The organism is Ruegeria sp. CRTD044, assembly GCF_059613485.1.
Genome location: NZ_JBXWSP010000016.1, coordinates 373,908 through 386,764, shown reverse-complemented (window position 1 = coordinate 386,764; position 12,857 = coordinate 373,908). Strand labels below are relative to the sequence as shown.

Here is a 12,857-nt window from a genome sequence, read left to right as displayed (position 1 = left end):
AAGATCCGGACCCGGCACGCTTCGACCGTGCCGGGTTTTTCATTCCCGGTTCACTGTCCAGAGTCTGCGCGGTGGCTGGTCAGAACGTGCAGCGGCACGATTTCCAATGCGCGCTGGTGAGTCGCCTCAAGATGAACCTTTGGCGCACAGCCCTCGTCATGGGCCTGCATGAACCGCGCGGCACACAGGCACCAGCTGTCGCCAGGCTTCAGGCCCGGGAAATCGAACTCGGGCCGTGGCGTGCTCAGGTCGTTGCCGACATATTTTGAATAGGCCAGAAATTCAGCGGTCATCACCGCGCAGACCGTGTGGCTGCCGCGATCCTCAGGGCAGGTGTTGCAGGCCCCGTCGCGGAAAAAGCCGGTCAGGGGCTTTCGCGAACACGGAGCCAGCACGCCGCCCAGAACATTTATGCTGTCCTGCTTTTGCATGCAGCTACCTTACAGGCTTTGCGCGATCTTGCGGAACATTTCGATGTTCTGCTCATTGACCCCGGGCTCGCGGAACTTCCGATCAGCGCCTGTGGCTACGATCAGCACGCCGCGCGACTGGTCGAAATACATGTATTGGCCATAGACGCCGCGTGCCAGAAACTCACCGTCATGGGCGCCGACGGGGATCCACCACTGATATCCGTAGCCGATCTTGCCGGGCTCGGTCGGCGCGCTTGGCAAGGTGGATTCCTTGATCCAGTCGGCCGGAACGATCTGGCGTCCGTCGCGCGCGCCGTTCCTCAGGATCATCTGGCCAAAGCGGGCATAATCCCGCGTCGTGAAATTCAAGCCACCCAGAACAAAGGCGACGCCGGCGCCGTCGGTGATATAGTATCCGTCCCGCTCAAGACCGAGGTGCTGCAGGATCTTTTCGTCCAGCAACGCGGCGACGCTTTGACCTGTTGCCCCTCGGATCACCATTCCAATGACATGGGTATCAATGGAAACATACTGCCAAGTCTCTCCCGGTGCCGCAAAACTGTCCTTCAACGAGGCCGTAAAGTCGTCCAACTCGCCCCCAAGGGCGACGACCCGACCCATCCGGTTGATGTCGGATTTCGGGTCCAGATAGTCTTCGTCAAAGGTTACACCGCTGGCCATGTTCAGCACGTTGCGGATCGTTGCTGTTTCATAGGCGCTGCCCTGCAACTTGGGGGCATATTTGATGACCGGATCATCCAGCGAGGCTATGGCGCCCTCCTCAAGAAGGATGCCGAACAGAGCGGACAAATAGCTTTTGGCCATCGACCACGAGATCCGGCGGTCCTCTGGCGATGTGCCCAGGAAATACTCCTCGAACCGGACCTGCCCATCCTGCATCACCAGCAGGGATGTGACGGCGCGCTCTTCGATCCAGTCCTGCGTCTCGGCGGACAGGTCGAATTCAGCGCCATAGGGCAGGCCCCAAGTGGGACCGTTCCCGCGAGGGAGGTCGACAGTCAGAAACGCCGCGTCCATGTGAGAGAAATTCTGAACGATCTTTTCTTCGGAAAACAGAGAGTTCACCGCCAGAAGGCGCTGAATTTCCTCGCGCTTCCAGAAACTGACAACTGCAGCGGCCAAGACCAGCGTCAGGACGATTCGCAGCAGCCATTTCAGACCTGTTTTCATGATATTCCTCCCGTTTGGCGGAATTGGATCGTGATGACGGCAATTCCGCAATTGCTACGTTGCGGAAGGTTTTTGCCGCTATCGGAACTTGTCCAACAGCTTCTGCATCGCCGTGCGGTCATCGGGCGTGGGCGTCTCGGCTTTCGGGGCGGGAGAGGTCTTGGTTTCGGATTTGGGCGTCGTGGTGGAACTGTGCGGTGGCGCTGTTCGCAGCGCCACGGCGTTCATAAACTTGGCCGCATCGCCCGCAGCCAGATGAACCGCCCCGTCTGCAACGCCTTGCAGAACATCGTCCAGCCAGTCGGCGTCGACCTTGGCGAAATCTCCCAGAACATAGGGCGAAACCAGCTCTTTGCGTCCGGGATGGCCGATCCCCAGCCGGACACGATCATACGCTGCTCCGATATGGTCGTGGATCGACCGCAGGCCGTTATGCCCGGCATGGCCGCCACCTGCCTTGGCACGAACCTTCCCGGGTGCAAGGTCCAGTTCGTCATGGAAAACGGTCACATCGGTTGAGTCGAGCTTGAAGAACCGCATGGCCTCGCCGACCGATTGGCCCGAACGGTTCATGAAGGTCATGGGCTTCAGCAGCAGGACCTTCTCTCGGCCCAGCAGTCCTTCGGATATTTCACCCTGAAATTTCGAACGCCATGGCCCAAAGCCATGATCCCTGGCGATGGCATCCACCGCCATGAAACCGATATTGTGCCGGTTGCGGGCGTACTTTGCGCCCGGATTGCCCAATCCGACAAACAGCTTCATCGCAAATTCCTTGTGCGTTTCGGTCCGGCGCAGAATTGCACGAGATGCCTTTCCTGTGCCAGCCGGTCGTTCAAAGAAAAACGGGGCCCTGGACGAGGCCCCGCTTCAAATTCCAATCCGAAGGATGCGGATTTATTCTTCGTCTTTGCCTACGACTTCAACTTCGTCGGCTGCGACTTCCTCTTCACCTTCGCCTTCTTCGTCGTCGCTGGACGCCAGGCCGGTCGGTGCCGAGATGTTCGCAATCACGAAATCACGGTCGATGGTCGGTTTGGTGCCGTTGGGCAGGTCAACCGACGAGATGGTGACAACGTCGTTGATTTCCAGACCGGTCAGATCGACGGTGATCTTTTCGGGGATGTCGCCGGCGGTGCAGACCAGCTCGACCTCGGGACGGACAACGGTTAGAACGCCGCCCTTCTTGATGCCGGGGGCTTCTTCCTCGTTGATGAACTCGACGGGGATGTACAGGGCGATCTTGGTCGTGCGACGCAGACGCATCAGGTCCAGGTGGGTCGGCAGGTCCTTGACGACATCACGCTGAACGTCGCGGCAGATGACGCGGACGTCTTCGTGGCCTTCGACCTTCAGGTTCCACAGGGTCGACTTGAAGCGGCCTGCCTTCAGGCGCTTGAACAGTTCGTTGAACGGAATCTGGATCGGCAGCGGGTCTTTCTCGCCACCAAATACGATGCCCGGAACCATGCCGTCGCGGCGTGCCTGACGAGCGGCGCCCTTGCCCGTCCCCGTCCGTTCCAGAGCTACGAGATCAGGAATCTCACCAGCCATGATAAATCTCCAATGTTGGGGCGGGGTGCCTCCAAGGCTGTCACCCCGCGTGAAGCGGCGTCATTAGACCGAATCCGGCCATTTGGAAAGGGGTAAAAACGATTTCCGAGTCATTCCTGCCAGCGGCCGCAGAAATCATGCGGAACAAGCAGATTGTGCGGCCCCAGATCGGCCACGTTGCGCTCGCCGCATAGGGCCATGGTGGTGTCCAGTTCCTTTTGGATCACTTCCAGCGCGGTGGTCACGCCCTTTTGGCCCATCGCGCCCAGCCCGTAGACGAAAGCGCGCCCGATATAGGTGCCCTTGGCCCCCAGCGCCAGCGCCTTGAGCGCGTCCTGACCCGAGCGGATGCCGCTGTCGAGATGCACTTCGACCTCGCCGCCCACCGCATCCATGATCCGCGGCAGCATCCGGATCGAGCTGAGCGCGCCGTCCAACTGCCGCCCGCCGTGGTTCGACACCACGATGGCGTCAGCGCCCAGCTTGGCCGCCATCTTGGCGTCTTCGGGGTCAAGGATGCCCTTCAGGATCACCTTGCCGCCCCATTGCTCCATCAGTTTCTCGATCTTCTTCCAGTCGAGGCTGGGATCGAATTGTTCCGCGGTCCACGCGCCCAAGGACGAGGCGTCCGAGATGCCCTCGACATGGCCCACGATATTGCCGAACTCGCGTCGTTTCGCGCCCAGCATCTCGATGCCCCAGGCCCATTTCGTCATCAGGTTGGCGATGGTTTTGGCGGTCAGTTTCGGCGGGGCAGATAGGCCGTTCTTCAGGTCCTTGTGCCGTTGGCCGAGGATTTGCAGATCAAGGGTGATGACCAGGGCCGAGCATTTGGCATCCTTGGCGCGCTGGATCAGGCGGCGGACGTAGTCTTCGTCCTTCATGGTGTACAGCTGGAACCAGAACGGCGCGCCGGTATGTTCGGCCACATCCTCGATCGAGTTGATCGACATGGTCGACAGCGTGAAGGGCACGCCGAAATCCAGCGCGGCCTTGGCGGCCTTCATTTCACCATCCGCATGCTGCATCCCGGTCAGACCCACGGGCGCGAGGGCCACCGGCATGGCCACGTCCTGTCCAATCATCTGCGACGCGGTCGAGCGGCCGGACATGTCCACCGCAACCTTTTGGCGCAGACGGATGTCGTGGAAGTCCGAGCTGTTGTTGCGGAAGGTCTGCTCGGTCCAGCTGCCGCTTTCGGCATAGTCATAAAACATCCGGGGCACCCGACGTTCATAGATGCGTTTGAGGTCGTCGATATTGGTAATGACAGGCATGGCCGCGCCTTTCTGCAGATTGGTTAGGTTTCTTTACCAATTCTTCCACCGCGGCGCAACGGCCAGTTGCGCAAGTGGTCAGGTGGGACGAAGGCGCAAAGAAAAACCGCCGCAGGCGTGCGGCCTGCAGCGGTTGAGAACCGTTTGGGGTTTTGGCTTCAGGCGCTGTGGGCGCCGTCTGACAGCGATTTCACGAAATCCAGAACCTCCGCCACGGGTTTGCCGGCGGCGATTTGGCTGACGATGGCTGAGCCGACCACCGCCCCGTCGGCAACGCTGGCGATGGCGCGTGATTTCTCGGGCGTGTTGATGCCGAAGCCCACGATCACCGGAAGATCGGTCGCCGCCTTGATGCGCGCGACCTCGGGGCCGACATCGGTGGCCTCGGCTTCGGCCGCACCGGTGATGCCGGTGATCGAGACATAATAGACAAAGCCCGAGGTGTTCTGCAGTACTCTCGGCAGGCGCTTGTCATCGGTGGTGGGCGTTGCCAGCCGGATGAAGTTCAGCCCGGCCGCCTGCGCGGGCAAGCACAGCTCGTCATCTTCTTCGGGCGGCAGGTCTACGACGATCAGGCCGTCGATGCCGGCCTCTTTGGCGTCGGCCAGGAACTTGTCTACGCCACGGCTGTAGATCGGGTTGTAATAGCCCATCAGTACGATCGGCGTGGTGTCATCGGTTTCCCGGAATGCCTTGGCCAGATCCAGCGTGCGTTGCAGCGTCATGCCGCCGTCCAGGGCCCGTTGACCAGCCGCCTGAATGGTGGGGCCGTCCGCCATCGGGTCGGTGAAGGGCAGGCCCAGTTCTATCACGTCGACGCCGGCCCCCGGCAGGCCGCGAACGATCTCAAGCGAGGTGTCATAGTCGGGATCCCCGGCCATGATATAGGCGACAAAGGCCTTCTTCCCCTCGGCTTTCAGGGTGGCGAACTTGGCGTCGATACGGGTCATGGACGATCCTTGCATACAGGTTTGGACCTGATGTGCAGAAACTTTGGCCGAAAATCAATCCCGTCCTGCGCGGTGGGTTCAGAAGTTTCAGAAGTTCAGGTGGTACCGCAGCAACAGCGCGTTCACGCCGGGGTTTTCCTCTTGCGTGCTGGCGTTTGATTTGTGGGTCACGGCCAACGATATGTCATTGCCGTTGTTCAACGTGTAGCCCAGCCCGAAAAGGCTGCGGATTTCGAAGCTCCCGCCCAGGTCGTTCAATTCGTTGGCTTCGCTGTAGAAACCCGGCATCACGCTGCCTTCCACGAACCATCTGTCGGCAAAGGAATAGATCCCGATCACCCCGGCGCCGATATGTGTGTTTCCATCCTCGTCCACCGACAGCGCGGCCCCGAGCGCGGCGCTGAAGCGGGTGGCCTCGTGAAATGGCCGGTGCTGGTATTCGAGGGAAAAGATCGCCTGGTCAATCGAGTTGCTCTTCGAATAGTCGGCGTAGCCGGCGCCGAAAATCACCGACTGCGCCTGCGCGGCTGTTGAAAAAGCTAGAAAAGCGGCGCTTGAAAGGAGGTTTTTCATAGGGATGTTCGCTGTTGATATTCGTTACAAAGCTAAAGTCTGACACTATTCTCTCGTGTTCAATGTCAACAAGCACACGTTTTCCCTACATTTTCGTGATGTTGCAGATTGGACTCAGGGCCAGCAGCCGCAGGTGCCTTGCGCATTGCACCGGACCCGCATAGAAGCAGCCCGCGAATGGCATCAGGAGGCCGTCATGGGCTTTAAAATGGGTATCGTGGGTCTGCCGAATGTCGGCAAGTCGACCCTGTTCAACGCGTTGACCAAGACCGCGGCCGCGCAGGCGGCGAATTTCCCGTTCTGCACGATCGAGCCCAATGTGGGTGACGTGGCCGTTCCCGATGCGCGTCTGGACAAGTTGGCTGCGATCGCCAAATCGAAGCAGATCATCCCGACCCGGATGACGTTCGTGGATATTGCAGGCCTGGTCAAAGGCGCTTCGAAAGGTGAGGGGCTGGGGAACCAGTTTCTGGCCAACATTCGCGAAACCGATGCCATCGCTCATGTATTGCGCTGTTTCGAAGATGGTGACGTGACCCATGTCGAAGGCAAGGTCGATCCGGTGGCCGATGCCGAGACCATCGAGACCGAACTGATGCTGGCCGATCTGGAAAGCATCGAAAAGCGTCGCGCCAACCTCGTACGCAAGCTCAAGGGCAACGACAAGGAAGCGCAGCAGCAAGACCGGTTGCTGGCCACCGCGCAAGAGATGCTGGAAAGCGGCAAGCCCGCCCGTTTGGTCGAGGTGTCCGACGAGGATGCAAAAGCCTGGAAGATGCTGCAGTTGCTGACTACCAAGCCGGTCTTGTATGTCTGCAATGTCTCGGAAGAAGACGCGGCCGAAGGCAATGAATATTCCGCGCGTGTGGCCGAGATGGCCGCGGCGCAGGGCAATGCCCATGTCATCATCAGCGCCAAGATCGAAGAAGAGATCAGTCTGCTGGAGCCTGAAGAGGCGCAGATGTTCCTCGAAGAAATGGGGCTCGAAGAACCGGGCCTCGATCGACTGATCCGTGCGGGGTACGACCTGCTCAAGCTGGAAACCTATTTCACGGTTGGCCCGAAAGAGGCGCGCGCCTGGACCATTCGCAGGGGCACTGCGGCACCTCAGGCGGCCGGTGTCATCCACGGCGACTTTGAAAAGGGCTTCATCCGCGCCGAGACAATTGCCTATGATGATTTCGTGGCGTGCAATGGCGAACAGGGCGCCAAAGAGGCCGGGAAGATGCGTGCAGAAGGCAAAAGCTATGTCGTCAAGGATGGCGACGTGATGCACTTCCTCTTCAACACTTGATCTCGAAACAGCTTTTCTGGGCCGGCATTGGCGGTATCTTGAGGTATCGCTCCTGTCCGCCCGAGGCCCGCACGTGTTCGAAATCCGCGATCTGCAATTGCTCAGCGCTTTGGCGCGTCATCGCCATTTTGCCAAGGCGGCCGAGGAGTGCGGTATTTCGCAGCCCGCGTTCTCGATGCGGATCCGCAACCTCGAGGATCGGCTTGGCGTGTCCATCGTCCGCCGTGCGAACCGCTTTCAGGGCCTGACCGAAGAGGGCGAGATGATCGTCCGCCGCGCCCGCCGCATTCTGGATGACGCCAAAGCGCTCGAGCAGGAGGTGCAGGCGATCAAGGGCGAGATCACCGGTACACTGATCCTGGGCGTGATCCCGACCGCCATCGCGTTTACTGGCCGCTTGGTCAAGCGGCTGCAGCAGGCGCATCCGCGTATCCTGTCGCGGATCGAGACGATGTCGGCCACGGCAATCCAGCACCGCCTGGACGAAGGCAGCCTGGATGCCGGCATCACCTATGGCGACAGCATCGGCACTGACCTGCGCTATGTGCAGCCTCTGTACGAGGAAACCTATGTTTTGCTCATCCCCGAGCATATGACGCAGAGCACGGGCCCGATCCCGTGGGCGCAGGTGGCCGAGTTTCCGCTCAGCTTGTTGGAGCCCCAGATGCAGAACAGGCGCATCCTCGACAGGATATTTGCCGAACAGGGGTTGCATCCGCGTGTGGTGGCCGAAACCAGCGGGTTTACTGCCTCGATGGTCATGGCGCGTGAGGGGCTGGCGGCGACGGTCGTGCCACGGGTTCTGGTACGGGCGCTCGGCGATTTGAAAGGCACGCGTGTCTTGCCTCTGGTTGATCCTGTGGTCAGCAAGCCGATCTGTCTGGCGACGCTGGCGCGGGATCCGGAATTGCCCACCGTTGGTGCATTGCGGCAGGTCGTGACGTCTTTGCGGTGATAAACTGTCGTTATCGTGCCATTGGTTTTTGCGATTTGACGATATGCTACTCTGATGAGAGACGAGGCTCGATCGGAGGGCATCATGGCACCATTGGATACCAAGCCATCAGGCGCGCCAAAGGGCGTCTGGAAGTCAGGTAAAGGCAAGGGGCGGCATACGCCCAAGGGCCGTCAGTTCACGGACGAGGCGCAGGCCGAGATTCAGCGCCTGCTGGGCGACCGCCCGCGCCGCCGCGACCTGTTGATCGAGTTTCTGCATCTGATCCAAGACACGCACGGCCATATCAGCGCCGACCATATCGCCGCGCTGGCCGTCGAGATGCGCATCGGTCAGGCCGAGATCTACGAGACCGCGACTTTCTATGCCCATTTCGACGTGGTGAAAGAGGGTGAAACTCCTCCCCCCGCCTTGACCATCCGCGTCTGCGATTCCCTGTCCTGCGAGATGGCCGGTGCGCAGCAGCTGAAGAAGGCGCTGGAGGACGGGCTGGACCCGTCCGAAGTCCGCGTTCTGCGCGCGCCCTGCATGGGTCGCTGCGACACCGCACCGGTGCTGGAAATCGGGCACAACCACATCGACCACGCAACCCCCGAAAAGGTGCAAGCCGCCATCGCGGCCGGAGACACCCACGCCCATCTGCCCGACTATGAGACCTTTGCGACCTATGTCGAAAGCGGCGGTTACGCCAAGCTGAAAGAATTGTGCGAAGGTGGCGACTGGGAAGCGGTTCAGGAACAGGTTCTGGCCTCGGGCCTGCGCGGCTTGGGCGGTGCCGGTTTCCCGTCGGGCAAGAAATGGGGCTTTGTCCGCATGAATGACGGCCCGCGCTATCTGGCCGTGAACGGGGATGAGGGCGAGCCCGGCACCTTCAAGGACCGCTATTACCTGGAGCGCACGCCGCATGTTTTCCTCGAAGGCATGCTGATCGCCGCCTGGGCGGTCGAGGCACAGACCTGCTTCATCTACATGCGCGACGAATACCCGGCGGTACTCGAGATCCTGCGGCGCGAGATCGCGGCGCTGGAACAGGACGGGATCGTCGAGAAAGGCTATATCGACCTGCGCCGCGGTGCGGGTGCCTATATCTGCGGTGAAGAATCCGCGATGATCGAGTCAATCGAGGGCAGGAAGGGCCTGCCCCGCCACCGCCCGCCTTTCGTGGCGCAGGTCGGCGTTTTCGGCCGCCCGACGCTGGTGCACAATGTCGAGACGCTCTACTGGGTCTCGAAGATCTGCCGGGAAGGCCCGGAAATCCTCAGCTCAGTCGAAAAGAATGGCCGCAAGGGCCTGCGCAGCTATTCGGTCTCGGGCCGGGTGGCCAAGCCGGGCGTCTACCTGCTGCCGGCAGGCTCGACCATTTTGGACGTGATTGATGCCGCCGGGGGCATGGCCGAGGGCCATGTCTTCAAGGCGTATCAACCGGGCGGGCCGTCGTCGGGTCTTCTCCCCTCCAGTATCGACGGCGTCCCGCTCGACTTTGACACCCTGCAGCCGTTGGGCACCTTCATCGGGTCCGCCGCCGTCGTGGTTCTGTCCGATCAGGACACCGCCCGCGACGCGGCGCTGAACATGCTGCGGTTCTTCGAGGACGAAAGCTGTGGCCAGTGCACGCCCTGCCGGGCGGGCTGCGAGAAGGCAGTCAAGCTGATGCAGGCTGACAAGTGGGACACCGACCTGCTGGAAGACCTGTGCCAGGTGATGGGCGATGCCTCGATCTGCGGGCTGGGGCAGGCGGCCCCGAACCCGATCCGCCTGGTCATGAAACACTTCGCCAATGAGATCTGAGGGAGACAGCCATGCTTGACGCAAGCGAAACCAAGACCGTCACCTTCAACCTGAACGGCGAAGACGTGACCGTGCCCGAGGGCACCACGATCTGGGAAGCGGCCAACGGCAAGGGTCTGGTCATCCCGCACCTGTGCCATAAACCTGCGCCGGGCTATCGCCCCGACGGCAACTGCCGCGCGTGTATGGTCGAGGTCGAGGGCGAGCGGACGCTGGTCGCCTCGTGCATCCGTCCGGCGGCTGAAGGAATGGTCGTGAAAACCGACACTGACCGCGCCGAGAAATCGCGCGCGCTGGTGATGGAACTGCTGGTGGCCGACCAGCCCGAACAGCCGCATGATGCCTCGAGCCATTTTTGGGACATGGCCAAGCTGAACGATGTCAGCGACAGCCGCTTTCCGGCGAAAGAGCCCGAGAAGATCCCTCTTCTGGATGACAGTCATGTGGCGATGCGGGTCAATCTGGATGCCTGCATCAACTGCAACCTCTGCGTCCGTGCCTGCCGCGACGTGCAGGTGAATGACGTGATCGGCATGGCCGGCCGAGGGCATACCGCCCAGGTGGTGTTCGACCAGAACGACCCGATGGGTGACTCAACCTGCGTGGCTTGCGGCGAATGCGTTCAGGCTTGCCCCACCGGCGCGCTGATGCCCGCCACCGTGCTGGACGACCAGCAGCGCGGCGACAGCAAGGATTACGATTCCGAGACCGAAAGCGTCTGCCCCTTCTGCGGGGTGGGCTGCAAGGTCAGCCTTAAGGTCAAGGACGGCAAGGTCAAATATGTCGAGGGCATCAACGGCCCCGCCAACGAGGGCCGTCTGTGCGTCAAGGGCCGGTTCGGGTTCGACTACATCCACCACCCGCACCGCCTGACCAAGCCGCTGATCCGGCGCGAGGATGCGCCGCCAAAGGGGTTGAACGTCGATCCTGCCGACTGGAGCACCCATTTCCGCGAGGCAACCTGGGACGAGGCGCTGGATCTGGCCGCCAAGGGTTTGATGAAGCTGCGGGATGAGGATCCGCGCAGCGTGGCGGGCTTTGGCTCGGCCAAATGCACCAACGAAGAGGCCTATCTGTTCCAGAAGTTCATCCGGCAGGGCTTTGGCCACAACAACGTGGACCACTGCACGCGGCTGTGCCACGCCTCGTCGGTGGCCGCGCTGATCGAGAACGTGGGCTCGGGCGCGGTGACCGCGACCTTCAACGAGATCGAGAACGCCGATGTCGCGATCATCATCGGCGCCAACCCGATCGAGAACCACCCCGTCGCAGCCACCTATTTCAAGCAGTTCGCCAAGCGCGGCGGCAAGCTGATCGTGATGGACCCGCGCGGCGTGGGCATGCGCAAATTCGCGACCGAGATGCTTCAGTTCCGGCCCGGTGCCGATGTCTCGATGCTGAACGCGATCATGAACGTGATCGTCGAGGAAGAGCTGTATGACAGCCAGTACATCCACCGCTGGACCGAGAATTGGGAGGCCGAGAAGGAGCACCTGCGCCAGTTCACCCCCGAGAAGATGGCGCCGATCTGCGGCATCGACCCGGATCAGCTGCGCCGCGTGGCCCGGATTTTCGCCAATGCGAATGCCGGCCTGATCTTCTGGGGCATGGGCGTCAGCCAGCATATCCACGGCACCGACAATTCGCGCTGCCTGATCTCGCTGGCGCTGATGACGGGCAATGTGGGCAAGCCGGGCGCCGGTCTGCACCCGCTGCGTGGGCAGAACAACGTACAGGGGGCCTCGGATGCCGGCCTGATCCCGATGTTCCTGCCTGACTACCAGTCGGTCACCGACGACGCCGTGCGGGCCAAGTTCAGTCAGGTCTGGAACTCGGGCGATTTCTCGAACGAGAAGGGCCTGACCGTGACCGAGATCATCGACCACGCCTATGCCGGCAAGATCAAGGGCATGTACATCCTGGGCGAAAACCCGGCCATGTCCGACCCCGACGTGCACCACGCCCGCGAGGCGCTGGCCAAGCTGGACCTGATGATTGTGCAGGACATCTTCCTGACCGAAACGGCGAACTATGCCGACATCATCCTGCCGGCCTCGGCGCTGTATGAAAAGAACGGCACGGTGTCGAACACCAACCGTCAGGTGCAGCGCGTACGTCCCGCGGTGCCGCCGCCGGTCGAGGCGCGCGAGGATTGGGCGATCACCGTCGATCTGGCGCAGCGCATCGGGCTGAACTGGGATTACACGGATGTCTCGCAGGTGTTCGACGAGATGAAGCTGACCATGGCTTCGCTGGACAACATCACATGGGAGCGGCTCGAGACCGAGAGCATCACCTATCCGTCGCTGTCCGAGACCGATCCGGGCCAGCCCATCGTGTTCGGCGACGGCTTCCCGCGCCCGGATGGCCGTGCGAAATTCACTCCGGCCAGTATCATCCCCCCGGATGAGGCCCCGGACGAGGAATTCCCCATGATCGCCACCACAGGGCGGCAACTGGAACACTGGCACACCGGGTCCATGACCCGTCGTGCCAAGGTGCTGGACGCGGTCGAGCCCGAGGCGAACTGTTCGATGAACCCGCGTACGCTCAAGCTGATGGGGATCGAACCCGGCGAGATGGTGCGTCTGACCACCCGGCGCGGCTCGATCGAGATCATGGTGCGCGCCGACCGGGCGATCGCCGAGGATATGGTGTTCATCCCCTTCGCCTATGTCGAGGCGGCGGCGAACATCCTGACCAACCCGGCCATCGACCCATATGGCAAGATCCCCGAGTTCAAGTTCTCGGCCATCCGTGTCGAAAAGATCGAGGACGCCATCGCGGCCGAGTAAAGCCTGCAGCGACTCACCAAAACCCTGAAAAGGCGGGCCAGCGTGCCCGCCTTTTTCTTGGCTTGAC

The 12,857-nt window shown here is 61.4% G+C and carries 11 protein-coding genes; 4 read left to right on the top strand and 7 right to left on the bottom strand.

Features of this window, described 5'->3' with window-relative positions; genetic code table 11:
* Window positions 1–50: 50 nt before the first annotated feature.
* From AC2FNL_RS14285 to AC2FNL_RS14255, 7 genes are all read right to left on the bottom strand, one after another.
* Window positions 51–431: a DUF2237 family protein gene (locus tag AC2FNL_RS14285; protein WP_093964605.1), complete on the bottom strand. Its 381-nt coding sequence runs from the start codon at window positions 429–431 to the stop codon at window positions 51–53.
* Window positions 432–440: 9 nt separating this feature from the next.
* Entirely contained in the window at window positions 441–1,604 is a 1,164-nt protein-coding gene (locus AC2FNL_RS14280) for a serine hydrolase domain-containing protein (protein WP_496834046.1), read from the bottom strand.
* A gap of 78 nt (window positions 1,605–1,682) precedes the next feature.
* The gene (pth, locus tag AC2FNL_RS14275; protein ID WP_496834045.1) at window positions 1,683–2,369 is read right to left on the bottom strand and encodes an aminoacyl-tRNA hydrolase; all 687 of its coding nucleotides are present in this window, start codon (window positions 2,367–2,369) and stop codon (window positions 1,683–1,685) included.
* Between the two features lie 132 nt (window positions 2,370–2,501).
* Window positions 2,502–3,158: a 50S ribosomal protein L25/general stress protein Ctc gene (locus AC2FNL_RS14270; protein ID WP_093964607.1), complete on the bottom strand. Its 657-nt coding sequence runs from the start codon at window positions 3,156–3,158 to the stop codon at window positions 2,502–2,504.
* A gap of 110 nt (window positions 3,159–3,268) precedes the next feature.
* Window positions 3,269–4,435 (bottom strand): alpha-hydroxy acid oxidase, encoded by a 1,167-nt coding sequence (locus tag AC2FNL_RS14265; RefSeq protein WP_496834044.1) that lies wholly within the window; start codon window positions 4,433–4,435, stop codon window positions 3,269–3,271.
* A 158-nt stretch (window positions 4,436–4,593) separates the two neighbouring features.
* Complete coding sequence (gene trpA, locus AC2FNL_RS14260) at window positions 4,594–5,385, bottom strand: tryptophan synthase subunit alpha (RefSeq protein WP_170460268.1); 792 nt, start codon at window positions 5,383–5,385, stop codon at window positions 4,594–4,596.
* 87 nt (window positions 5,386–5,472) lie between these two features.
* Window positions 5,473–5,958, bottom strand: a complete 486-nt coding sequence (locus tag AC2FNL_RS14255) for an acyloxyacyl hydrolase (RefSeq protein ID WP_496834043.1) — start codon at window positions 5,956–5,958, stop codon at window positions 5,473–5,475.
* A 196-nt stretch (window positions 5,959–6,154) separates the two neighbouring features.
* Here AC2FNL_RS14255 and ychF point away from each other — a divergent pair, with 196 nt between their 5' ends.
* The 4 genes from ychF (at window position 6,155) to fdhF (ending at window position 12,790) form a co-directional block, all read left to right on the top strand.
* Window positions 6,155–7,252 carry a redox-regulated ATPase YchF gene (ychF, locus tag AC2FNL_RS14250; protein WP_170357094.1) on the top strand — a complete coding sequence of 366 codons (1,098 nt, stop codon included), beginning with the start codon at window positions 6,155–6,157 and terminating at the stop codon, window positions 7,250–7,252.
* Window positions 7,253–7,325: 73 nt separating this feature from the next.
* Window positions 7,326–8,207 carry a LysR family transcriptional regulator gene (locus AC2FNL_RS14245; protein ID WP_496834042.1) on the top strand — a complete coding sequence of 294 codons (882 nt, stop codon included), beginning with the start codon at window positions 7,326–7,328 and terminating at the stop codon, window positions 8,205–8,207.
* A gap of 84 nt (window positions 8,208–8,291) precedes the next feature.
* Window positions 8,292–9,995: an NAD(P)H-dependent oxidoreductase subunit E gene (locus AC2FNL_RS14240; RefSeq protein WP_496834041.1), complete on the top strand. Its 1,704-nt coding sequence runs from the start codon at window positions 8,292–8,294 to the stop codon at window positions 9,993–9,995.
* 11 nt (window positions 9,996–10,006) lie between these two features.
* On the top strand, window positions 10,007–12,790 hold the full coding sequence (gene fdhF / locus AC2FNL_RS14235; protein WP_496834040.1) for a formate dehydrogenase subunit alpha: 2,784 nt from the start codon (window positions 10,007–10,009) through the stop codon (window positions 12,788–12,790).
* The last annotated feature ends 67 nt before the right edge of the window (window positions 12,791–12,857 follow it).